The sequence below is a fragment of the Castellaniella hirudinis genome, assembly GCF_047468865.1.
In the GTDB taxonomy this organism is placed as follows: Bacteria; Pseudomonadota; Gammaproteobacteria; order Burkholderiales; family Burkholderiaceae_B; genus Castellaniella; species Castellaniella hirudinis_A.
In genome coordinates, this window is sequence record NZ_JBLGTV010000008.1 from 110113 (window position 1) to 132453 (window position 22341).

Annotated in this window: 19 protein-coding genes, 1 tRNA gene and 2 pseudogenes; 13 read left to right on the forward strand and 9 right to left on the reverse strand. The window is 63.3% G+C overall.

Translation table 11 applies throughout. The features are described 5' to 3' along the window. The first annotated feature begins 111 nt into the window (after positions 1–111). Both ACMHYJ_RS11355 and ACMHYJ_RS11360 read left to right on the forward strand, forming a co-directional pair. Positions 112–1623 carry a CoA-acylating methylmalonate-semialdehyde dehydrogenase gene (locus tag ACMHYJ_RS11355; protein ID WP_414246282.1) on the forward strand — a complete coding sequence of 504 codons (1512 nt, stop codon included), beginning with the start codon at positions 112–114 and terminating at the stop codon, positions 1621–1623. Between the two features lie 97 nt (positions 1624–1720). Continuing rightward, positions 1721–4483 (forward strand): M16 family metallopeptidase, encoded by a 2763-nt coding sequence (locus ACMHYJ_RS11360; protein WP_414246283.1) that lies wholly within the window; start codon positions 1721–1723, stop codon positions 4481–4483. 113 nt (positions 4484–4596) lie between these two features. Here the strand turns inward: ACMHYJ_RS11360 and dnaJ are convergent, their stop codons facing one another. The 5 genes from dnaJ to hrcA all read right to left on the reverse strand — a co-directional run bounded on the left by dnaJ (position 4597) and on the right by hrcA (position 10829). Next, a complete protein-coding gene (gene dnaJ, locus ACMHYJ_RS11365) occupies positions 4597–5721 on the reverse strand; it encodes a molecular chaperone DnaJ (RefSeq protein WP_414246284.1) in 1125 nt (374 codons plus the stop codon). 145 nt (positions 5722–5866) lie between these two features. Further along, positions 5867–7789: a molecular chaperone DnaK gene (gene dnaK / locus ACMHYJ_RS11370; protein WP_414246285.1), complete on the reverse strand. Its 1923-nt coding sequence runs from the start codon at positions 7787–7789 to the stop codon at positions 5867–5869. 79 nt (positions 7790–7868) lie between these two features. Further along, on the reverse strand, positions 7869–8438 hold the full coding sequence (grpE, locus tag ACMHYJ_RS11375; protein ID WP_414246287.1) for a nucleotide exchange factor GrpE: 570 nt from the start codon (positions 8436–8438) through the stop codon (positions 7869–7871). 261 nt (positions 8439–8699) lie between these two features. Further along, positions 8700–9770, reverse strand: coding sequence for a ferrochelatase (gene hemH / locus ACMHYJ_RS11380; RefSeq protein ID WP_414246288.1), 1071 nt, complete (start codon positions 9768–9770; stop codon positions 8700–8702). A gap of 48 nt (positions 9771–9818) precedes the next feature. Next, a complete protein-coding gene (gene hrcA / locus ACMHYJ_RS11385) occupies positions 9819–10829 on the reverse strand; it encodes a heat-inducible transcriptional repressor HrcA (RefSeq protein ID WP_414246289.1) in 1011 nt (336 codons plus the stop codon). A gap of 119 nt (positions 10830–10948) precedes the next feature. Between hrcA and ACMHYJ_RS11390 the strand changes: the two genes are divergently transcribed. Beyond that, complete coding sequence (locus ACMHYJ_RS11390) at positions 10949–11860, forward strand: NAD kinase (protein ID WP_414246290.1); 912 nt, start codon at positions 10949–10951, stop codon at positions 11858–11860. Positions 11861–11867: 7 nt separating this feature from the next. Continuing rightward, a complete protein-coding gene (gene recN / locus ACMHYJ_RS11395; RefSeq protein ID WP_414246291.1) occupies positions 11868–13526 on the forward strand; it encodes a DNA repair protein RecN in 1659 nt (552 codons plus the stop codon). A gap of 85 nt (positions 13527–13611) precedes the next feature. Here recN and fur read toward each other — a convergent pair whose 3' ends face one another. Next, complete coding sequence (gene fur, locus ACMHYJ_RS11400; RefSeq protein ID WP_414246292.1) at positions 13612–14034, reverse strand: ferric iron uptake transcriptional regulator; 423 nt, start codon at positions 14032–14034, stop codon at positions 13612–13614. 150 nt (positions 14035–14184) lie between these two features. On the opposite strand from fur, the gene ACMHYJ_RS11405 reads away from it, so the two are divergent. Together ACMHYJ_RS11405 and dapB are read left to right on the forward strand one after the other, a co-directional pair. Next, complete coding sequence (locus ACMHYJ_RS11405) at positions 14185–14745, forward strand: outer membrane protein assembly factor BamE (RefSeq protein WP_414246293.1); 561 nt, start codon at positions 14185–14187, stop codon at positions 14743–14745. 2 nt (positions 14746–14747) lie between these two features. Continuing rightward, positions 14748–15539 (forward strand): 4-hydroxy-tetrahydrodipicolinate reductase, encoded by a 792-nt coding sequence (gene dapB / locus ACMHYJ_RS11410; protein ID WP_414246294.1) that lies wholly within the window; start codon positions 14748–14750, stop codon positions 15537–15539. Between the two features lie 59 nt (positions 15540–15598). Here dapB and murB read toward each other — a convergent pair whose 3' ends face one another. Beyond that, positions 15599–16657, reverse strand: a complete 1059-nt coding sequence (gene murB, locus ACMHYJ_RS11415; RefSeq protein ID WP_414246295.1) for a UDP-N-acetylmuramate dehydrogenase — start codon at positions 16655–16657, stop codon at positions 15599–15601. Between the two features lie 290 nt (positions 16658–16947). On the opposite strand from murB, the gene ACMHYJ_RS11420 reads away from it, so the two are divergent. The 3 genes and pseudogenes from ACMHYJ_RS11420 to ACMHYJ_RS11430 all read left to right on the forward strand — a co-directional run bounded on the left by ACMHYJ_RS11420 (position 16948) and on the right by ACMHYJ_RS11430 (position 19457). Further along, positions 16948–17023, forward strand: a tRNA-Gly gene (locus ACMHYJ_RS11420). A gap of 225 nt (positions 17024–17248) precedes the next feature. Then, positions 17249–17649: pseudogene (locus tag ACMHYJ_RS11425) on the forward strand (phage integrase central domain-containing protein); the annotation flags it as partial. Between the two features lie 693 nt (positions 17650–18342). Continuing rightward, a protein-coding gene (locus ACMHYJ_RS11430) for an IS3 family transposase (protein ID WP_414246296.1) occupies positions 18343–19457 on the forward strand; the annotation gives its coding sequence in 2 pieces (ribosomal slippage) (positions 18343–18598 and positions 18598–19457; 1116 coding nt in all). On the opposite strand, the gene ACMHYJ_RS11435 is transcribed toward ACMHYJ_RS11430, so the two are convergent. Next, positions 19438–20328 (reverse strand): nucleotidyl transferase AbiEii/AbiGii toxin family protein, encoded by an 891-nt coding sequence (locus ACMHYJ_RS11435; RefSeq protein WP_414246297.1) that lies wholly within the window; start codon positions 20326–20328, stop codon positions 19438–19440. The genes ACMHYJ_RS11430 and ACMHYJ_RS11435 overlap by 20 nt on opposite strands. After that, the gene (locus tag ACMHYJ_RS11440; RefSeq protein WP_414246298.1) at positions 20321–21079 is read right to left on the reverse strand and encodes a type IV toxin-antitoxin system AbiEi family antitoxin domain-containing protein; all 759 of its coding nucleotides are present in this window, start codon (positions 21077–21079) and stop codon (positions 20321–20323) included. The genes ACMHYJ_RS11435 and ACMHYJ_RS11440 overlap by 8 nt, the downstream gene beginning before the upstream one ends. Positions 21080–21429: 350 nt before the next feature. Between ACMHYJ_RS11440 and yefM the strand changes: the two genes are divergently transcribed. The 4 genes and pseudogenes from yefM to ACMHYJ_RS11460 form a co-directional block, all read left to right on the forward strand. Continuing rightward, positions 21430–21681 carry a YoeB-YefM toxin-antitoxin system antitoxin YefM gene (yefM, locus tag ACMHYJ_RS11445; protein WP_414246299.1) on the forward strand — a complete coding sequence of 84 codons (252 nt, stop codon included), beginning with the start codon at positions 21430–21432 and terminating at the stop codon, positions 21679–21681. Continuing rightward, on the forward strand, positions 21678–21932 hold the full coding sequence (locus tag ACMHYJ_RS11450; RefSeq protein WP_414246300.1) for a Txe/YoeB family addiction module toxin: 255 nt from the start codon (positions 21678–21680) through the stop codon (positions 21930–21932). Before yefM ends, ACMHYJ_RS11450 begins: the two co-directional genes overlap by 4 nt. A 73-nt stretch (positions 21933–22005) precedes the next feature. Beyond that, positions 22006–22176: a hypothetical protein gene (locus ACMHYJ_RS11455; protein ID WP_414246303.1), complete on the forward strand. Its 171-nt coding sequence runs from the start codon at positions 22006–22008 to the stop codon at positions 22174–22176. Between the two features lie 21 nt (positions 22177–22197). Beyond that, a pseudogene (locus ACMHYJ_RS11460) lies at positions 22198–22281 on the forward strand (type II toxin-antitoxin system YoeB family toxin); the annotation flags it as partial. Between the last annotated feature and the right edge of the window lie 60 nt (positions 22282–22341).

The window sequence follows — 22341 nt, forward strand, 5'->3', positions numbered from 1 at the left end:
TTGTTCTCTATTTTGAACAATGATTCCAGTCTTTTGGTCTATGCAAGCCACCGGGGCCTTCCTACACTGGCCCGCAGATCAATTCCCACCCCTCATTTTCTGGAGGCTTCCATGCAGGCTTACACCGATACCGCCGACGTCGGGCATTTCATCAACGGGCAGCGCACCCCGGGCCAAGGGACGCAGACCCAGGCCATTTTCAACCCGGCCACCGGCCAGGTCGCCCGGCAACTGCGCCTGGCCTGCCCGGCCGACGTCGAAGCGGCGGTCGAGTCCGCCGTGGCCGCGTTTCCCGCCTGGGCCAATACCCCCGCGCCGCGCCGCGCCCGCGTGATATTCAAGTTCCTGGAGCTGATGAATGCCCACTGCGAAGAACTCGCCGCCATCATCACAGCCGAGCACGGCAAGGTGTTCAGCGACGCCCTGGGCGAACTGGCCCGCGGGATCGATATCATCGAATTCGCCTGCGGCATCCCGCAACTGCTGAAGGGGGACTACACCGAGCAAGTGGCCACCGGGCTGGACAACTGGACCGTGCGCCAACCCCTGGGCGTGGTGGCCGGCATCACGCCGTTCAACTTCCCCGCCATGGTGCCCTGCTGGATGTTCCCCCTGGCCCTCGCATCGGGCAACTGCTTCATCCTCAAGCCAAGCGAACGCGACCCGTCGGTCTCGCTGCGCATCGCCGAACTGCTGCGCGAAGCCGGCCTGCCCGACGGCGTCTTCACCGTGCTGCAAGGCGACAAGGACACCGTGGACGCCCTGCTGGTCCATCCCGACGTCCAGGCCATCAGCTTCGTGGGCTCCACCCCGATTGCGCGATCCATCTACGAACGCGGCGCCCGGCACGGCAAACGCGTGCAGGCCCTGGGCGGCGCCAAGAACCACATGGTGGTCATGCCCGACGCGGATATGGAACAGGCCGTGAACGCCCTGATCGGCTCCGCCTACGGCGCGGCGGGCGAACGCTGCATGGCCGTGTCCGTGGCCGTGCTGGTGGGCGATGCCGCTGACCGCATCATCCCCATTCTGGCCGAACGCGCCCGCACCCTGAAGGTGTCCCACGGCATGGATCCCCAAGCGGAAATGGGGCCGGTGATTACCCAGGACGCCGTGCAGCGCATCACGAACTACCTGGACATCGGCATCCAGGAAGGCGCCACGCTGGTGCAGGACGGCCGCCACCTGCAAGTGCCCGGCCACGAAAGCGGCTTCTTTATCGGCGGCTGCCTGTTCGACCACGTGACGCCCGAGATGCGCATCTACCAAGAGGAAATCTTCGGGCCGGTTCTGGCCTGCATGCGCGCCCCCGACATCGAATCGGCCATCCAGATCATCAACAACCACAGTTTCGGCAACGGCGTGGCCTGCTTTACACGCGACGGGCACGCGGCGCGCGAATTCGCGCGGCGCATCCAGGTCGGCATGGTCGGCATCAACGTGCCCATTCCCGTCCCCATGGCCTGGCACGGCTTTGGCGGCTGGAAAAACAGCCTGTTCGGCGACATGCATGTCTACGGGGAAGAAGGCGTGCGCTTCTACACCCGCCAGAAGTCCGTCATGCAGCGCTGGCCGGACAGCGAGGCCAAGGGGGCGGAATTCGCCTTTCCCACCCACGGCTGATCCCAGCGGCCATCGCCGGGCCACCGCGCTGCCCGCACAACGCGGGCAGCGCGGTTTTGCGGTATGGTGACACTCCCTGATTTTTTCACCTTGCCCTATGCGCCCACTGAACCGCTTGCTGGCCGGACTGGCCCTGTGCCTGCCGCTGGCCCTGCCCGGGCTGCTGCCCGCCGCCCGGGCGGCCGCAGCCACCCCCCCCACGCCGCCCACGGGTATCCAGGCGGTGGTCACCCTCGAAGGGGTGACCGAATACCGGCTGAACAATGGCCTGACGCTGCTGCTGGCCCCGGACGCCGCGCGCCCGCAAACCACCGTCAACATGAGCTACCGGGTGGGGTCGCGCCACGAAGGCCCCGGCCAGACCGGCATGGCCCACTTGCTGGAACACCTGCTGTTTCGAGGCAGCCCGCAATTCCCCGACGCCATGGCGGAATTCTCGCGGCGCGGCCTGGCGGCCAATGGTTCCACCACCACCGATCTGACCAACTATTACGCCACCTTCGCCAGCGACCCGGACACCCTGCGCTGGTATTTGTCCTGGCAGGCCGACGCCATGCAACACGCCAGCATCAGCCGCGCCGATCTGGACGCCGAAATGCCGGTGGTGCGCAACGAAATGGAACAGGGCGAAAACAGCCCGTTCAGCATCCTGATGCAGCTGACCAACGCGGCGGCCTATACCTGGCACCCCTACGGGCGCAGCGTGATCGGGGCGCGGTCGGATGTGGAAAATGTCGATATCGACCAACTGCGCGCCTTCTACCACCAGTATTATCAGCCCGATAATGCGGTGCTGATCATCACCGGGGATTTCGACCCCGAGCAAACCCTGCGCTGGGTGGCCGAAGCCTTCGACCCCATCGCCCGGCCCACCCGGCCGCGCCCCGCCGAATACACCACCGAGCCCGTGCAGCAAGGCGCGCGCGCCATCACGCTGGAACGCATCGGCGGCAGCCCCATGGCCATCGTGCAATACCATTTTCCCGCCGGCGCCAGCGATGCGTTCACGGCCCTGTCCATGGGCACGGCCATGCTGACCGACAGCCCGGCCGGGCCGCTATACCAGGATTTGGTCCAGCCCGGCCTGGCCAGCGGCGCATTCGGCTTTACCCGCGCCTTGCAGCAGCCCGGCTATGTCGTATTCGGCGCCCAACTGCAACCAGGGGCCGATCCCGCCACTGTCCTGGAGACCCTGGAAAAAACGCTGGAATCCAACGGCATCCAACGCCTGGATGAGGCCGCGCTGGCGCGCAACCGCACCGCCTGGCTGAACCAATGGAAAAAAGTCTACGAACACTCCGCCAGCCTGGCCGGTGCCTTGTCGGACGCGGTGTCGCGCGGCGACTGGCGCTTGTTTTTCATCGAACCCCTGCGCGTGCGGGCGCTGACCCTGGACGGCATCCGCGCAGCCCTGTCCCAATGGCTGGTGCCCAACAACCGCACCAGCGGCCTGTATCTGCCCACGCCCGACCCCGTCTATGCCCCCGCCGCCCCGGCGGCGGATCTCGCCCCCTGGATCGCGCAGCTGAAAACCGGCACCGGCCGCCCCGGCGTGGCCGCCTTCGACACCAGCCCCCTGGCCTTGGATGCCGCCACCCAGCGCGATACCCTGATCCTGCCCAATGGCGAAGTCCGTCTGGCCCTGCTGCCCAAGCCCACGCCGGGCGAACAGGTGTTTGTCTCGTTCAGCCTGCGCTTTGGCGCCGCCCAGGATATGCAAGGCCTGGGCCTGGTGCCGGACATCACCGCCGCCCTGCTGTTGCGCGGCGCCCAGGGGCTCAACCGGCAACAGATCGAAGACCGCCTGACCGAGCTGGATTCCAGCCTGTCCTTCAGCAGCAGCGGCAATACCCTGTCGGTGGGGATGCGGACATCCAAGGCACAGCTACCCGCCCTGTTCGACCTGGCGTTCACCCTGCTGCGCCACCCCAGCTTTCCCCAGGAAGAACTGGAGGAAATCCAGCGCAGCCTGGAAACCAACATTGAAAACCAGGCGGTCAGCCCCGCATGGCTGGTGCAAAACACCTTGCAGCGCCATGGGCAGCCCTGGCCGCCCAAGGATGTCCGTTACACCCCCACGGCACCCGAACTGTCCGCCGAGGCACAAGCCCTCACGCGCGACAAAATCCAGGCATTCCACCAGAAATTCTACGGCGCGGGCAATCTCCTGGTATCCGCCGTCGGGGATTTCGACCCCCAGGCCCTGAAAGACAGTCTGCGCAAAGGTCTGGACGGCTGGCGGCAAGCCCCTGGCTACCAACGGATTGACGACCCCTGGTATGCCGTTTCCCCCGAAACCTTCCACATCGCCGCCCCGGGCAAGGCCAATGCCAACTACCTGGCCGCCCTGCCCCTGCAGCTGCAGGACACCGACCCGCGTTGGCCCGCCCTGATCCTGGCCAACTACCTGCTGGGCGGCTCGCAGGATTCCCGCCTGTGGCAGGCCATCCGCGTCCAAGGAGGGTTGTCCTACACCGTAGGCAGCCGTATCCAGGCGTCCGCCTGGGAAGCCTCGGGCAGCTGGACGCTGTTTGCCACCATGGCCTCGCAAAACGCGGACGCCCTGCAGCAGGCGATGCAACAAGCCTTGAGCGACACCCTGAAAACCGGCTTTACCCAGGCTGAAGTCGACCAAGCGGTGGGCTCCCTGCTGAACTACATGAAACTCGGGCGATCCAGCGACGGCAGCCTGGCAAGCCACTGGCTGGATTATCTGGAGACAGGCCGCAGCTTTGCCTGGCAGCAAGACATCATTGCCCGGCTGCAAGCCTTGAGCGCGGCCGAGGTCAACGATGCCCTGCGGGCTTTCCTGAAGCCCGGCCAATTCAGCATCGCGGTTGCCGCCGATAACGCGGGCTGATCGGCGCCGGCGGCACGCGACGCGCTGCATGTAAAAACCCCGCACGGCCTGGAAAAGCGGTGCGGGGCATGTCGCATGCCGGCCCCCGAAACCCGAGGGCCGGGCTGGCCGGATCAGGAGAAGAAGTTCTTGACCTTGTCCGTCCAGGATTCGCTTTTGGGCGAATGGCGGTCGCCGCCGTTACTGAGCGAGGCCTCGAACTGGCGCAGCAGCGCCTTTTGCTCGTCGTTCAGCCGCACGGGGGTTTCCACCGCCACATGGCAGTACAGATCGCCGGGATAGCTGGAACGGATACCTTTGACCCCTTTGCCGCGCAGGCGGAAGGTCTTGCCCGTCTGGGTGCCTTCGGGGATGGTGATCTCGCCCCGGCCCGACAGGGTGGGGACTTCCAGGGTGCCGCCCAGCGCCGCCTTGGTGAAGGGGATGGTCAATTCGCAGTGCAGGTCTTCGCCGTCGCGCTGGAAAATCCCGTGCGGGATGATGCGGATCTCGACGAACAGATCGCCCGGCGGCCCGCCATTGACGCCGGGTTCGCCATTGCCGGACGAGCGAATCCGCATGCCGTCGTCGATCCCGGCGGGAATCTTGACCTGCAGGGTTTTGTTTTTGCGGATGCGGCCCACGCCATCGCATTCGGCGCACGGGTTGGCGATTTCCTTGCCCGAGCCATGGCAGGTGGGGCAGGTTTGCTGGACACTGAAAAACCCCTGCTGCATGCGCACCGCGCCGCTGCCGCCGCAGGTGTGGCAAGTATGCGGCGTGGTGCCCGCCTTGGCCCCCGAACCATGACAGACATCGCAGGTTTCCCAACTGGGAATGCGGATTTCGGTGTCAAAGCCGTTGGCGGCCTGTTCCAGGCTGATTTCCAGGTTGTATTTCAGGTCGGCCCCGCGATACACCTGCGGCCCGCCGCCCCGGCGGCCCGCCGCCCCGCCGAAGATTTCGCCGAAAATATCGCCAAAGGCATCGGCAAAACCACCGGCCCCGCCCATGCCCGCCCCCGCGGCATTGGGGTCCACCCCGGCATGCCCGAAACGGTCGTAGGCAGCCCGCTTTTCCGCGTCGGACAGCATCTCGTAGGCTTCCTTGGCCTCTTTGAACTTGTCCTCGGCTTCCTTGCTGTCCGGGTTGCGGTCCGGGTGGTATTTCATCGCCAGCTTGCGATATGCCTTGCGGATATCGTCGTCCGAGGCGTTCTTGGCGACCCCCAGGACTTCGTAGAAATCTCGTTTTGCCATTGCTATTGGTTCTTGCAGTATGCGCTACGGTTTAAAGGGCATATGCCCGGCCCGATCAAATCGACCGGAACCGGGCAGATGCGAGCGGTTTGCCGCATGATCCCGGCTGCCTGGGCAGCCAAGGGCCATGCGGCTCGCGGCAAGATCAGTCGCGCTTGACTTCCTTGAAGTCGGCATCGACGACATTGTCGTCCACCGGCTTGGCCGCATCGGCCGCCGCCGCGCCTTCCGCCGCGGCCTTGGCCTGCATGTCGGCGTACATCTTTTCGCCCAGCTTCTGCGAGGCCGTGGCCAGGGCCTCGGTCTTGGCGTCGATGGCGGCCTTGTCGTCGCCCTTGGCGGCTTCTTCCAGATCCTTGATGGCGGCCTCGATGGCTTCTTTTTCAGAGGCTTCGAGCTTGTCGCCGTATTCTTCCAGGGACTTGCGCGTGGAATGCGCCAGCCCATCGGCCTGGTTGCGCGCCTGAGCCAGTTCGGCCACGCGGTGGTCTTCCTCGGCATTGGCCTCGGCATCTTTTACCATGCGCTCGATCTCATCTTCGGTCAAACCCGAGCTGGCCTTGATGGTGATCTTGTTTTCCTTGCCCGTGCCCTTGTCCTTGGCCGAGACATGCAGGATGCCGTTGGCGTCGATGTCGAAGGTGACCTCGATCTGCGGCAAGCCGCGCGCGGCGGGCGGAATGCCTTCCAGATTGAACTCGCCCAGGGCCTTGTTGCCCGCGGCCACTTCGCGTTCGCCCTGGTAGACCTTGATGGTCACGGCCGGCTGGTTGTCGTCCGCCGTGGAGAACACCTGCGAAAACCGCGTGGGAATCGTGGTGTTCTTCTTGATCATCTTGGTCATGACGCCGCCCAGGGTTTCAATCCCCAGCGACAGCGGGGTGACGTCCAGCAGCAGCACGTCCTTGCGGTCGCCCGACAGGACGGACCCCTGGATGGCGGCGCCCGCCGCCACGGCTTCGTCGGGGTTGACGTCCTTGCGCGGGTCGCGGCCGAAGAATTCCTTGACCTTTTCCTGAACCTTGGGCATACGCGTCATGCCGCCCACCAGGATCACATCGTCGATTTCGGAGACCTTGACCCCGGCATCCTTGATGGCGATGCGGCAGGGGTCGATCGTGCGCTCGATCAAGTCTTCGACCAGGGCTTCCAGCTTGGAGCGGGTGATCTTCAGGTTCAAGTGCTTGGGGCCGGACGCATCGGCCGTGATGTACGGCAGGTTGATTTCGGTCTGCTGCGTGGAGGAAAGCTCGATCTTGGCTTTTTCGGCGGCTTCTTTCAGGCGCTGCATGGCCAGAACGTCCTTGGACAGATCGGTGCCCGTGTCCTTTTTGAACTCGTCGATGATGTAGTTGATGATGCGCAGGTCGAAGTCTTCGCCGCCCAGGAAGGTATCGCCGTTGGTAGACAGCACTTCGAATTGCTTTTCGCCATCGACGTCGGCGATTTCGATGATGGAAACATCGAAGGTCCCGCCGCCCAGGTCATAGACGGCGATCTTGCGGTCGCCGCGCTCGGCCTTGTCCAGGCCGAAGGCCAGGGCCGCCGCCGTGGGTTCGTTGATGATGCGCTTGACGTCCAGACCGGCGATCTTGCCGGCGTCCTTGGTGGCCTGGCGCTGGCTGTCGTTGAAATAGGCCGGCACCGTGATCACGGCTTCGGTGATTTCCTCGCCCAGGTAGTCTTCGGCGGTCTTCTTCATCTTGCGCAGAATGTCGGCGGACACCTGCGGGGGCGCCAGTTTCTTGTCCTGCGCCTCGACCCAGGCGTCGCCATTGTCCGCCTTGAGGATTTTGTAGGGCATCAGGTTGATATCTTTTTGCACCGCCTTTTCGTCGAATTTGCGGCCGATCAGGCGCTTGACGGCGAAAATGGTGTTGGTGGGGTTGGTCACCGCCTGGCGCTTGGCCGGCGCCCCGACCAGGACTTCGCCGTCCTGCATGTAGGCCACGATGGAGGGCGTGGTGCGCGTGCCCTCGGCGTTTTCAATGATCTGGACTTTGGAGCCATCCAGCACAGCCACGCAGCTGTTGGTCGTCCCAAGGTCGATCCCGATGATCTTGCTCATAGTTGATCCTATCAATGATTTGTCTAAGTGGGCGGGCCGACCCGCCGATGTTTTGGATGTGGGGGTGCCGCGGCGGATTTCAAGACTGGCCGGCAGACACCATGACCAGGGCCGGACGCAGCACCCGGTCGGCGATCAGGTAGCCCTTTTGCAGGCTCTGGGCCACCGCGCCCTGGGGGTGCGGCGACGGCACATTGGAAATCGCCTGATGGCGATGAGGATCGAAGACATCGCCCGGCTGAGGGGCGATTTCGCGCATCTGGTTGCGCTCGAACGCCGTGTTCAGCTGGCGCAGGGTGGATTCCACCCCTTGCCGCCAATCTTCGGTCGTCTGGTTTTCCTGGGCCAGCGCGGCCTCCAGGCTGTCGCGCACGGGGATCAGGCTTTCAGCAAAGGATTCCGTGCCGAATTTGCGCGCCTTGGCCACGTCGTCCTGGGCCCGGCGGCGGATATTCTCGACTTCGGCATGGGCGCGCAGCAACTGGTCGTGGTATTCGCCGATTTTCGCCTGGGCCTCGGCCAGCAGGGCGGCCAGGTCTTCGGTCGGCTGTTCGGCGGGGCTTGCGTCCGGGACGCCGATGGTTTCGCCCAGATCCTCGGGCAGGGCATCCGCCGATTTCGGGTCCAAGTCATCCTGGGGTGCCGACATGGTGCAATCTCCAAAAACAATAAGTAAACAGGGGCAAAAAACGGGCTTGCCTTTGACGCCGTGTGCGGCAAACGGCCGGATACGGCGTCAAAGCGCAGGTTTTTCAATCTGGCTTTTCTTTAAATGAGGGAGCGCGGGAAAATTTCAAGGCCCCGCCCGCGGAAAACCACCCCGCTGCGCACCGGGCAAACGCCCGGCGGCCGCGGCCTGGGCCGGCCCAAACACCTTTTCGGCCACGAGCGCCATCCTCGCCAACAGCGTTCAAACCGCTGCGGACGGGGCATCGGCCGGCCAGCCCTGCAGATTATCGGCCAGCAGGCCCGCAAATCCCTGCACCCAGTCCGGGTCGGCATTCAGGCAAGGAATATAGTGGAATTCACGCCCGCCGGCGGCCAGGAAAGCCTCGCGGCAGCCCAGATTGATTTCCTCCAGGGTTTCCAGACAATCCGCCACAAACCCCGGGCACAGCACCTCCACCGAGGCAACGCCCGCGCGCGCCCAGGCTTCCAGCGTGGCCTGGGTATACGGCTGCAGCCAGGGCGCCGCGCCAAAACGGCTTTGAAAGCTGACGTGCAGCCGCGCGCCGTCGTCGCCCAGTTGCGCCCGCAAGGCGGCGGCGGTCTGCATGCAATCGCGGAAATAGGGGTCGCCCTGCCGCACGCAGGACTGCGGCAGGCCATGGAAACTCAGCAACAGGCGATCCGCCCGCCCCGCCCGGGCCCAATGCGCGCGCACCGAACGGGCCAGGGCCTGGATGTAGGCCGGGTGACGATGAAAGCGATCCAGATAGCGTATCGTAGGTTGGCGCCGCAGCCTGGCCAGATACTGATTGACGGCATCCACCGCCGTGGCCGTGGTGCTGGCGGCATACTGGGGATACAAAGGGGCGACCAGAATCCGGCCGCACCCCGCATGGATCAGCGCCTGGATCGCGGCGTCCAAGGCGGGCTGGCCATATCGCATGGCCAGCGCCACCCGCACATCCAACCCCTTGGCGGACAGCGCCTGCTCCACGCCATCGGCCAGATCCTGGCTATGAACCAAGAGCGGCGAGCCCCGATCCAGCCAGACCTGCGCGTACTTGGGCGCCATCGCGGCCGGCCGGCGGGCCAGCACGAACAAACGCAAGATCGGCTGCCACACGGCCGCAGGCAGCTCGACCACGCGGGGATCGGACAGAAATTCCCCCAAATAGCGGCGCACGGCGGCCGGCGTCGGCGCGGCGGGCGTGCCCAGATTGATCAACAGAACGCCCAAGGGCCCCCGCCCCGGACCGGGCACTGTGGGATCCAGCGCCAGAGGATCGGGCGCGGCGGCAAGAAAACGAGTCATGGTCAATAATCTAGTCGTGCAGTGATGGGCTGGGCGGACGGCGGGCTATCAGGCCCCTTGCCCCAGCGCGTTGGACAGCATGCGGGCGGTGATATCCACGATGGGAATCACTTTTTCGTAGGCCATGCGGGTGGGGCCGATCACCCCCAGGGTGCCGATGACTTCGCCATCCACCCCGTAGGGCGCGGTAATCACCGACACGTCTTCCAGGGGCACCAGGCGGGAATCCCCGCCGATGTAGATTTGCACCCCCTGGGCCTGGCTGGAGACATCCAGCAGATGCAGGAGATCGGTCTTTTGTTCGAACAGGGCGAACAGGCGGCGCAGGCGATCCATATCGGCCGTCATTTCGGATACCGACAACAGCTTGCCCTCGCCGGAAATGACGACGGCCTCGTCCAGCGTGTCGGGCGTGCCGATGCCGGCGTCGACGGCCTGCTGCATCAGGCGCGAAATATCCGAGCGCAGGGAGGCGAGCTCGGCGGCCAGAGACTGGCGAACCTGGTGAAAGGACTTGCCCGAGAAGTGCCGGTTGAAGAAGTTCGAGGCTTCGAGCAGCTCGGTTTCGGTGTATTCGCGCGGGACGAACAGAATGCGGTTTTGCACGTCGCCGTTGGGCGTGACGATGATCAGCAGCACCCGCTTGTCGGACAGCCGGATGAATTCGATGTGGCGAAACACCTGGGTGCGCTTGGGCGTCAGCACCACCCCGGCGAACTGCGACAGATTGGACAACAAGGCCGCCGCCGCCGTCACGGCCCGCCCGGGTTCGGCGGCGGGCAGATAATCGGCAATCGACAGATTCGGCGAAAATTCGTAGGGCCGCACCGTCAGCAAGGTATCGACGAACAAACGATAGCCCTGCGGCGTGGGCACCCGCCCCGCCGAGGTATGGGGACTGTGGATCAGGCCCAGGTCTTCGAGGTCGGCCATGACGTTGCGGATCGTGGCCGGCGAAAGATCAAAAACCTTGGACAGCGTGCGCGACCCCACCGGCTGGCCGTCCGCGATATAGCGTTCGACCAGCGCCTTCAACAGTGCCTTGGCTCGATCATCCATGTTGTGTTTTACCCTGCGTCCAGGACAAGTGCGGCACATCAAGGCCTTGATCGCCGCCTCATCCCCCTATAATCGGATACTCACTATTATTCCATTAAACGAGCGAGGCACTGGGTTTCATGCATTTCAACACCGTGGCCCTGGTCGGCCGCTACCAGGACAGCGGCCTGGATGCCCCCTTGCGGCGGCTGGGCGCCGTGCTGCGGGCCGCAGGCTGCGCGGTTCTGATCGAAGCCGACACCGGACGCAACACCGGCGTCGCGGACTTCCCCCTGGCCACCTATGAAGACATCGGCAGGCAGGCCGACCTGGCCATCATCATGGGCGGGGACGGCACCATGCTGGCCGCCGCCCGCCAGCTGGCCACCTCGGGGGTGGCCATGATCGGCATCAACCACGGCCGCCTGGGCTTCATCACCGACATCCCCCTGGGCAGCGCCGATGAAGCCATCACCCGCATCCTCAACGGCGCCTACGTGTCCGACGAACGCATGCTCCTCGAAGGCCGCGTGATGCGCGGCGACCAACTGATGACCACCGGGCTGGCCCTGAACGACGTCATCATCAACCGCGCCGGACGCGGCGGCATGATCGAACTGCGTGTCGAGTGCGACGGGGTATTCATGCACAGCCAGCGCGCCGACGGCCTGGTCATCGCCACACCCACCGGTTCCACCGCCTACGCGCTGTCGGCCGGCGGCCCCATTCTGCATCCCCAGGTGGACGCCCTGGTTCTGGTGCCGGTGGCCCCGCAAACCCTGTCCAACCGGCCCATCACCCTGCCGGATACGTCCCTGCTGAACATCACCATCCGCGCCCTGGGCCGGGTCGAATCCGGGGCCAGCGTGCACTTCGACATGCAGACCCTGTCCAACTGCCAAGAGGGCGACCGCATCGACGTGCGCCGCAGCCCGCACCGCATCCGCTTCCTGCATCCGCAAGGCTACAGCTATTTCTCTACGCTGCGCAGCAAGCTCAACTGGAACCGCATGCTGCACCCCTGGGACGACCCCGACGACGCCACGCACTAGACCGCCCATGCTGTGTTCCCTATCCATCCTGGACTTTGTCATCGTCGACCGCGCCGAGATCAACTTCGAGGCCGGGTTCACGGTGTTCTCCGGCGAGACCGGGGCCGGCAAATCCATCCTGATCGACGCCCTGTCCCTGGCGCTAGGGGGGCGCGGCGATGCCACGCTGGTGCGCGCAGGCGCCAGCCGGGCGGACATCAGCGCCGTATTCGACGTTCCGCCCTCCGCCGCCGCCTGGCTGGCCGACCAATCCATCGACAGCGACACCTTGATTCTGCGCCGCCTCATCGACACCCAGGGCCGCAGCAAAGCCTATATCAACGGGTCGCCCGCCACGCTGGGGCAACTGCGCGAAATCGGCGCCCTGCTGGTGGACATCCATGGCCAGCATGCCCACCAGGGCCTGCTGCACGCCGCCCAACAACGCGAAATCCTGGACACCCAGGGCGGCCACGCCGCCCTGGCGGCAGACGTGGCGCGCGCCTGGCAGCACTGGCGCACGGCGCAGGCCGCCCTGGATACCGCCCAAGCCAATGCCGCGCAACAGGCCCAGTTGCTGGATCGCCTGCAGCAGGACGTCGAATTCCTGGACACGCTGGCCCCCACGGAAGACGAATGGCCCGTCCTGTGCGCCCGGCAATCCCAATTGGCCCACGCCCAGGCCCTGTTAAGCGGGGCGGGGCACGCCGTTCAGGCCCTGGACGGCGACGCCGGTTCGGCGGCCCATGCCCTGCAGGCCGCGCTGCAGGCGCTGCAGCCCCTGGTGCGCCACGACCCCCGCCTGGAAGAACACTGCCAGACCCTGGAATCCGCCCGCATCCTGTGCGCCGAAGCCGTTTCCGGCCTGAACGCCTATGCCAACCGCCTGGAACCCGACCCCGAAGCCTTGGCCCAGGCCGATGCCCGCATGGGCCTGATGTTCGCCGCCGCCCGGCGCTTCCACACCGAACCCGAAGCCCTGGCCGCCCTGCACGAACAACTGGCCACCCAGCTACAGCAGGCACGCGGCGGGCAAGACCTGGCCGCGCTGGCCCAGGCGCGTGACCAAGCCCAGGCGCAATACCAGGCCCTGGCGGCCCGACTCAGCCTGGCCCGGGCCGACGCGGCCGCCCAGCTCTCCAACCAGGTCACCCGGGCGATGCAGGCGCTCGCCATGGCCGGCGGCCAGTTTCAGGCGGCGCTGCCCGCGTGCGAAGCCTCGCCCCATGGGCTGGAAAACGTGGAATTTCTGGTGGCCGGCCATGCCGGCGTACCCCTCCGGGCCCTGAGCCGGGTGGCCTCGGGCGGCGAACTCGCCCGCATCTCCCTGGCCCTGTCAGTGATCGCCAGCCAGGCGGCGCGCGTGCCCTGCCTGATTTTCGACGAAGTGGACGTGGGCATCGGAGGCGCGGTGGCCGAAGTCGTGGGGCGTCTGCTGCGCGAACTGGGACAGCGTCACCAAGTGCTGTGCGTCACCCACCTGCCGCAGGTGGCCGCCTGCGCCCAGCACCATTTCCGGGTCAGCAAATCCACCAGCCGGCAACGCACCCTGTCGGCCATCCAGGCCCTGGACGCCCATGCCCGCACCGAAGAAATCGCCCGCATGCTGGGCGGACTGACCCTGACCACCGCCACCCTGACGCACGCCCGCGAAATGCTGGCGCTGTCCGGCGCCACCAAGGCCTGATCGCCGCGCCGGGCCATCAGCCCCCGCCCGATCCGGGCCGGCGCCAGGCGGGAACGGAGCAGGCTTAGAGGGAACGGAGCAAGGCTTATTTAGCGGCGGCCAGGCACTTCGGGCAAATGCCGTACAGCATCATGTGATGGCTTTCGAGGGTAAAGCCGCGTTCTTTGGCAATGCGATGCTGGCGGCGCTCGATCTCGGCGTCGGAGAATTCTTCGACCCGCCCGCAATTGGTGCAGATGAGGTGATCATGGTGATCGCCGTCGTTGAGTTCGAAAACGGCCTTGCCGCCATCGAACTGGCTGCGCAACAGAATGCCCGCCTGCTCAAACTGCGTCAGCACCCGATACACCGTCGCCAGGCCGATATCGACGTCTTCGGCGATCAAGGCGCGGTAGACGTCCTCGGCGCTGTGGTGGCGTGTTTCCGCCTTACGGAATATGTCAAGGATCTTCAGGCGCGGGAAGGTCGCCTTCAAGCCCATGTTTTTGAGTTCGATTTGGTCGTTCATGGTTCAAGTATCCTGGGTTCGGACCTGGAAAGCAAGCCCGTTAAGACAGGCAAATATCCGCCCTTTTGCATGCGTCGGCCCGAATACCCTTTATGATAGCGGTTTTGTCGGCCACAATCTGCTGGCCAGCCATTGCTCACGGGGGCCTCTGTGCGTATCCAAGCTCGTTCATTTTCTCGCAAGACAGCGTGCTGCCTCGGCGCCGCTGCCCTGTCCATCGGTCTAGCAGGCTGCGGCACAAGCAATTGGGGGTTTCCATACCGGGCCACCATCCAGCAGGGCAACTGGATCACCACCGAGCAAGTCGCCCAGCTGGAAGCCGGCATGACCCGCGACCAGGTTCGGTTCATCCTGGGCACCCCCACGCTGCAGGATATTTTCCATGCCAACCGCTGGGACTACCCATACTACAACCAGCCAGGCTACGGCCAGGACGTCCTGCGCAAGTTCACGGTCTGGTTCGACCAAGACCATCTGGTTCGCTGGGCGGGCTCCGAACAGCCCGATCGCCAGCCTTTCCAGCAAAATGACAGCGGCGCCGAGGACATCCCGGCCGCTGACCGCAACCTCGCCGACCAAGCGGCGCTGGAGGCCACCGCCCCCGGGCTGAACAACTCAGCCGCCCCCAATGCGGGGCTGGAAGCCACCACGCCCGGCGCCATCCTCCAGACCCAGGAAGATGAGCACACCACTGCCGACAAGGATCTGTAGCCATGCGCATTGCCATCGCCGGGGCCTCTGGACGCATGGGGCGCATCCTGATCCAAGCGGTCACCGATGCCGACGACCTGAGCCTGACCGTCGCGCTCGATCGCCCCGACAGCGACAGCCTGGGCCAGGACGCCGGGGCCTTCCTGGGGCTCGACACCGGGGTCGTCATCACCGACGACATCCAGTCCCTGGCCCAGGCCGACTGCCTGATCGACTTCACCCGCCCCGAAGGCACCCTGGCGCACCTGAACGCCTGCGCCACCCATGGGGTCAAGTGCGTGATCGGCACCACGGGCTTCGACGCGCAAGGCAAGCAGGCTATCCGCACAGCCGCCCAAAAAACCGCCATCGTCTTCGCACCCAACATGAGCGTCGGCGTCAATGCCACCCTGAAGCTGCTGGACATGGCGGCCCGGCTGCTCAACAGCGGCTATGACGCCGAAATCTTCGAGGCCCATCACCGCAACAAGGTCGACGCCCCCTCGGGCACGGCGCTGGCCATGGGCGAAGCCGTGGCCCACGCCTGGGGCGTCCCGCTGGATCAAGTGGCCGACTGGGCCCGCCACGGGCACACCGGCGCCCGGGAAACCGGCCGTATCGGTTTTTCCGTGCTGCGCGGGGGCGACATCGTCGGCGACCACACCGTGTATTTCTGCGGCACGGGCGAACGCATCGAAATCACCCACCGTTCCACCAGCCGGGCCACCTACGCCCAAGGCAGCCTGCGGGCGGCCCGCTACCTCGCCCGCCGCGAATTCGGCCTGTTCGACATGCAGGACGTCCTAGCCAGCTGAGGCGAGCGCCGCCCGGCGTCCAGGCGGCCACCGGCGCGGCATGCCGCGCCTCACGCGCCTCAGTCCAGCGCCACGGGCTCCTGATCCAGGCATACGCCAAAACGATCCCACACCGCCTGGCTCACAGCCCGGGCCAGCGCCTGGACATCCCCGGCCTGCGCGCCCCCATGATTGACCAGCACCAGAGACTGTCGCCGGTGCATGCCCACCGGCCCCAGGCGACGCCCCTTCCAACCCGCCTGCTCGATCAGCCAGCCCGCCGCCAACTTGACCTGGCCGCCAGGCTGCGGATATTCCCGCATCCCGGGAAACCGCTGGCGCAGCGCGGCGGCCTGATCCGCCGAAACCAGCGGATTCTTGAAAAAACTGCCGGCATTGCCCAGCACGGCGGGATCCGGCAGCTTGCGGCGGCGGATATCGCAAATCGCGGCATAGACATCGGCAGGCGTGGGCGACGCCCCCTGCAACGCCGGATGCGACCGCAAATCGGGATAATCCAGGCGCGCCGCCCAAGCCTTGGGCAGCGCAAAACGTACCCGCACAATCAACCAGCGCCCCGCCCCGTCCCGCTTGAAACGGCTGTCCCGGTACGCAAAGCCACAGTCTTGCGGCAACAACGTATACGCACGCCCGGCCCGCAAGTCCCAGGCCACCACGGAATGCAGGCGCTGATCCATCTCCAGGCCATAGGCCCCGATGTTTTGCACAGGCGCCGCCCCCACCGTTCCCGGGATCAACGCCAGATTTTCCAGGCCATGCCACCCCTGTGCCAGACAATATGTGACGAAGTCATGCCAGGACTCTCCCGCCGCCGCCTCGACCAGATAATGGTCGGCAGTTTCGTCCAACAAACGCACCCCGCGCAACGCCACCCGCAGCACCCGCCGCCTGGGCGAAGGCCACACCACCACATTGCTGCCCCCACCCAATACGAACAGGGGCGGCATGGCCTGCACGGCACTGTCCACGCGGCCCTGCCCCGTATGGGAGGCCCCGCGCACGACATCGCACAGCCCCGGGATATCCGCTTCATTGTCCAGAACAGCCACGGCGGCCTGCGCGGGCAAGCCCAGGGTATTGCGGGACAGCAAGGATTGGACAGTGAATTGGAGCGGCATGGCGGACGGTGGCATTGGGCCGGAAGATCATCCGGCAAACGCGTAAGCATACCGCGCAAGCGCGGCGGCCTGGGCCGCCAAGGGCCGGCTGCCCGTTTGACAGCCATCTGTTTTTTGTTTTATAGTTTGCGCCTTGCTTGATTCCGCAGCGAATCGGGGGTTTGAAAGCCGCTGATTCTGTTTTTCAAAAGCACTTGGTTTTTAAGTATTTGAACCCAAGTAGCTTGACAGAGAGAAAAACACGGTATACAATGCATGGCTTAGCTGGTTTGATTGCAAGCCACAGCACCGCGGGAATAGCTCAGTTGGTAGAGCGCAACCTTGCCAAGGTTGAGGTCGCGAGTTCGAGACTCGTTTCCCGCTCCAAATTATGATCTACAGAGTTCCACTGAAGTCTGTAAGTCGTTGAAAACAGGGGCCTTTGGTCCCTTTTTCATTCCAGCGACGTCCACTGGAATCCACCCACATCCAGGACTTTTTAGTCCATCTTTCGGTCTATCAATCTGGGTGAGTTCGAGTCCGCATTGTTGCTGGACCGAAGCGGCAACCGAGGTCACGATTCAGTCCTAACTCCTCTTAGGAGCTGAAACGATGGCACTCTCAGACATGGCCGTTCGCCAGGCCAAGGCAGTCGGCAAAGCCTACACACTCGGCGACCTTGATGGCCTCTCCCTGGCCGTATCCGCGCAAGGAGGACGAACCTGGCATTTCCGCTACTGCTGGGTCGGCAAGCAAAAGCGGATCGCAAACTCAAGCGCCAGGCCGTGTGTCTGGCCAATGAGCATACGTTCAATGCCGTGTTCTTGCAGTGGTACGAACACCGTAAGCTGGAACTCAAACCGGGGCGCAACAGCACCCGGGCGCAAATCAAACGCATCTTTGGTAAAGATGTACTGCCCTCCCTGGGAAAAGCCCCCATCCACAACATCACCCGTGGCGATCTGCTGGAGGTGATCGCCAAGATCGAACAGCGTGGAGCGCTCACGACCGCGACCACAGGCAACATCAGGAGGAGGCCTCCCAAGGATGACTTATCACATCAAGCCGACACCGCTGCCGGTAAACTTCGAACATTATGAGCATCTGTGCTTCCCCGCATGCTGGAAGCGCACCGATAGCAAAGTACTGTACCTTGATCCAGTTCTGAGCGGCATGATCGGCGACAACATCGAATATGGAAGCCTTTTTGCTTACCTATTCCACCGATGAGGAACACCCAACTGCCCCTGGGTGAAGGGAACGGTAAACTGCACGCAACATGTTGATTAACAAACCAATTCCCTGATCACATTTTGTAGAACAGGCCACTTAGTGTACCAATTCTGCGCCCTTGCCAACACGGGATCAGGGGGTTGATTCCAACAATGTCCATCCACAGCTACTGAGTTACTTTTCGCGTTGACGAACCCAGCGCACCCACAGGAATAACACCTGGGCGGACTGATTTGATCGGCGCGGCCAGGGATCTCTACGCTGGCGCCATCCCCGCGCATGGCGGTTTCATTCGCCAGCCTCTTTGGATAACCAATCCAGCAAGTAGAGAACCGACGCTGAAAGGTCATCGTTAGCCCGGGTGCAGAAGTAGATCGCTGCGCCGGTGTCGTGGAATCCGAAGGGTGCCTGGGTAATCATCCCTTTAAACCGCAGCAGTCTTGAGTAGAATTTCCTCATAAAGGAAATCTGCAATGAAGACATCGCGTTACACCGACAGCCAGATCATGGCGATCCTCAAGCAAGCCCAGGCCGGCACACCCGTCCCCGAACTGTGTCGCGAACACGGCATGAGCAGCGCCACGTTCTACAAATGGCGCGCCAAATACGGCGGCATGGACACTTCGATGATGGTTCGCCTGAAGGAACTGGAGGCCGAGAACAAGCGGCTCAAGAAGATGTACGCCGAGGAGCGCCTCAAGGCCGAGATCGCCCGGGAGGCTATCGAAAAAAAATGGTAGCGCCATCTCGACGCAAAGAGATGGCGCGAAAAGCGATCGAGCACCGAGGTGTCAGCATTCGCTTGGCCTGCGCGGCCATGGGCATCCGCGAAAGTTGCTACCACTACCAGCCCAAGCTATCAGGGGAGAAAGAGGTGATTGCCGACTGGCTGATTCGACTGACCACGGCTCAACGCAACTGGGGCTTTGGGCTGTGTTTTGCGTACCTGCGCAACATCAAGGGGTTCACATGGAATCACAAACGGGTCTATCGCATTTACCGGGAGTTGGAGCTGAATCTGCGCATCAAACCTCGTCGGCGACTTGTACGCGAGCGCCCCATTGCCCTGGGCACGGCCACGAACATCAACCAGATGTGGTCGATGGATTTCATGCACGACCAGTTGGCCGACGGACGCTGCATCCGGCTGTTCAACGTGGTCGATGACTTCAACCGCGAGGGGTTGGGGATCGAGGTGGACTTCAGTTTGCCGGCTGAACGCGTGACCCGATCCTTGGATCAGATTATCGAATGGCGTGGGCAACCGGCCTGCATTCGGTGCGACAACGGGCCGGAATACATCGGTAAAACACTACTGGACTGGGCTGCCAAGCGGTGCATCACGCTCATCCATACTCAGCCTGGCAACCCACAGCAAAATGCCTATGTCGAACGTTACAACCGAACCGTACGCTATGATTGGTTGGCCCAAAATCTGTTTGGTAGCCTGGAGGAGATCCAGGCCGGTGCCACTAAATGGCTCTGGACCTACAACAATGAGCGTCTCCATAAATCCCTTGGTGGGCTGACGCCTGTTCAGAAACGAAACGCCTACCCATTAACACATTCTACAAAAGCCTACTGCTGAAAATGGGGGGATTACCGAAACTTGCCAGATTGGCGAGCTTCCAGCGCAACGCGGGCAACTGGTCGGCATGCGGGCATTGCAACAGCGACCAGTCGGGTTTGGCGCGTGCCAGTCCGCTCAGACACTGCCGGTGGGCTGCGCTCAGCCGCTGCGGCAGTTCCTGGCGTAGTCGGGTGCGGGTTTCGAGCAAAACCTCAAGAGTGCAGTCCACTTCCGTCATGCCAACGAAAGCACGCTCATATTCGGCCGCGATGTTCTTGTCGTTGCCAAACAGCACTTCATGCGTGGGCCGATTGTGCCCTGCCAGATAGACCACGAAGCACTCGACCATGGCATCGGTCAGGCCTCCGGTCTGGAACAACTGCCAGACATCGAACAGATCCCGCGGGTGCTGGCGATCCAGAGCGGCAACCAGCTTGCTTGCATAGAGCTCGTCCGGGGCGAGAACCGGCACCGAAAATGCGACCCCGAACAGATCGCCAGTGCGGGCACTCAACGGCCTGCGCTCAATGGGCAGCACCGTGCCACGGAACACGACATTGACCTCGACCTTGACCTGGCTGGCCTCGTTCTCGGCGATCAGCTTGGTGTCGCCAAGGTCTTTGCTGCAGACCAGCCGTGTCTGTACGCCAAGGCGTTCGACGCGCTGCGCAATGGCGGCCAGTTCCTGGTAGTTGATATCTTCTAATGCCTGATCACGCGAAGTCTGCCAGGGGCGGTACACCACGTCGATATCTACCGACAGCCGGGGCATGTCACGCAGGAATAGATTGATGGCCGTGCCGCCCTTCATGGCGAAGATGTCGTTGTCGAACACATCGGGCGCGATGTTCAGCAACAGGCGGACGGTATCGGAGTAGTGTTTATCCATGAGGGTTCAGGCTTAAAAGGGTTCCATCGTCCAACCGACTCATCCAGCGCTTGGCGCTGCCGGAGCGTACCGGATATTGCTCCAGCAGTTCATCCACGTCGATGACGCCGGTTTCCCGCGCCCAGGTCAGAAACAGGCGCACGGTCTTGACACTGGTGCAGCAGGTCAGCAGCCGTCCGAGCACGTCCTTGCGCGGTGAGCGCAGGCCGTCGAACAGGTTGCGGGATTCTTCAAGGCTTTCCCGCGTGCCGGTGTCGTAGAGCAGCTCCAGAACGGCGCGCTCAGGCACTGCCACCAGCAGTCCAGCAGGCTGTCCGGGTGGTGTGTGCCGGGTCTTGTTGGCGAGGCCATCGTCGGGCCAGTCGAACAGCCTTGCATTGACGTAGCGCGCTGGAAACCGTGTGGTGAACCAAGCAGGCAACGCAAAGCGGGCCTCGCCCCAGAGCACCAAGGTTTCTCTGGGGGCTAGGTTGTGCCGAACCCCTTGCAGCGCCAGGGCACTTTTGCCGCCAACGTGCAGTCCGGCGACCCGCTCTTGCAGGAGCCGCAGCGCACCGCTGGCGTCAAAGTTGTCGTTGGGGTAGGCATAGACGCCGTGTCCCAGGCGCACCAGCCAGCCGCTCTCGGCGTAGCGAGCAGCCAGTTTGGGCGACACGCCGAAGGTTTCAAGCACTGCGAGATCGAACGGTGCTCCCCGAGGAAGCTCCGCCTGCATGCGCTTGATTATTTGATGTCGTGAATGTTTACTCATGTGAGAAATATACGTCGAAATTCAATCAAATACCACTAAAATTGATAGATTTTTCTCTAAAATTCACCCCATGATGAAATTTCAAGACCAAATCTAATCGTAACCAGCTAGGTTGAAAAATGCAGCCAAGATCGGCCCACCGCCGCTAGCGGCGGTAAACAAGTTGATGAGGATCGAAAGCCACCTGCGGATGCTGGCGCAGGAGCGTCTGCCGCTGGAAGGGATGGCCTGCAGCAATAAGACTTGCGCTGATGCAAGGACTGCGGGGATAGCTTGCAGTGATATGGAAATCTGGTCATTGGTCTTCGTATTATGTACAATGATATGTACATACTAAAAGAGAGACTGCCATGCGCACTATCAGCTATACCGAAGCCCGGCAAAACTTGTCGGCCACCATGGTGCAGACCGTCGAGGATCGCGCCCCGACCCTCATTACCCGCCAGAACGGCGAGGCGTGCGTGCTGATATCGCTGGAGGAATACAACGCGCTGGAGGAAACGGCTTACCTGCTGCGCTCTCCGGCCAATGCACGCCGCCTGATGGATTCAATCGACAGCCTTAAACGCGGCCAGGGTGTTGAACGGAATATCGCCGAGTGAAGCTGATCTGGTCGGAGCAAGCCTGGGACGATTATCTGTACTGGCAGGAGACGGATAAACGCATGGTCAAGAAGGTCAACGAACTGATCCAGGAGATCCGCTGCACCCCTTTCGAGGGCAAGGGCAAACCGGAGCCGCTGCGCCACAATCTGGCGGGCTTCTGGTCGAGAAGGATCACTGCCGAGCACCGGCTTGTGTATTCGATGACGGATGAGGCGCTGCGGATTGCCGCCTGCCGTTATCACTATTGATCCGTAGCACCGCTCAACCCGAAGCCCCCAGCCTTACGGATTTTCCGCGCTGAAGTGTGCAATCGACTCCTTCTTGTCATCCCGATGGCCAGTGATCGCGCTGGGCAACACCATCCCCAGCCAGCGCGGCTATTACCTGATCTACCCCACGCGAAATGAAACGCTGCCCTCCCTGGCGGCGTTTCGGGAATGGCTGCTCGAAGCGAGTCCGCTGTCCCAGAGATTCGCAAACAAAATCGTTTGATCAAATGGAAAGCAAGCCCGGGACGATTATCTGTACTGGCAGAAGACGGATAAACGCATGGTCAAGAAGGTCAACGAACTGATCAAGGTGTCATCGCCGGTGTAATACTGACCCACCCTGTCGGAGTAAATCTGACCCACCTGGGTAATGATGGTGGCTTTTTGG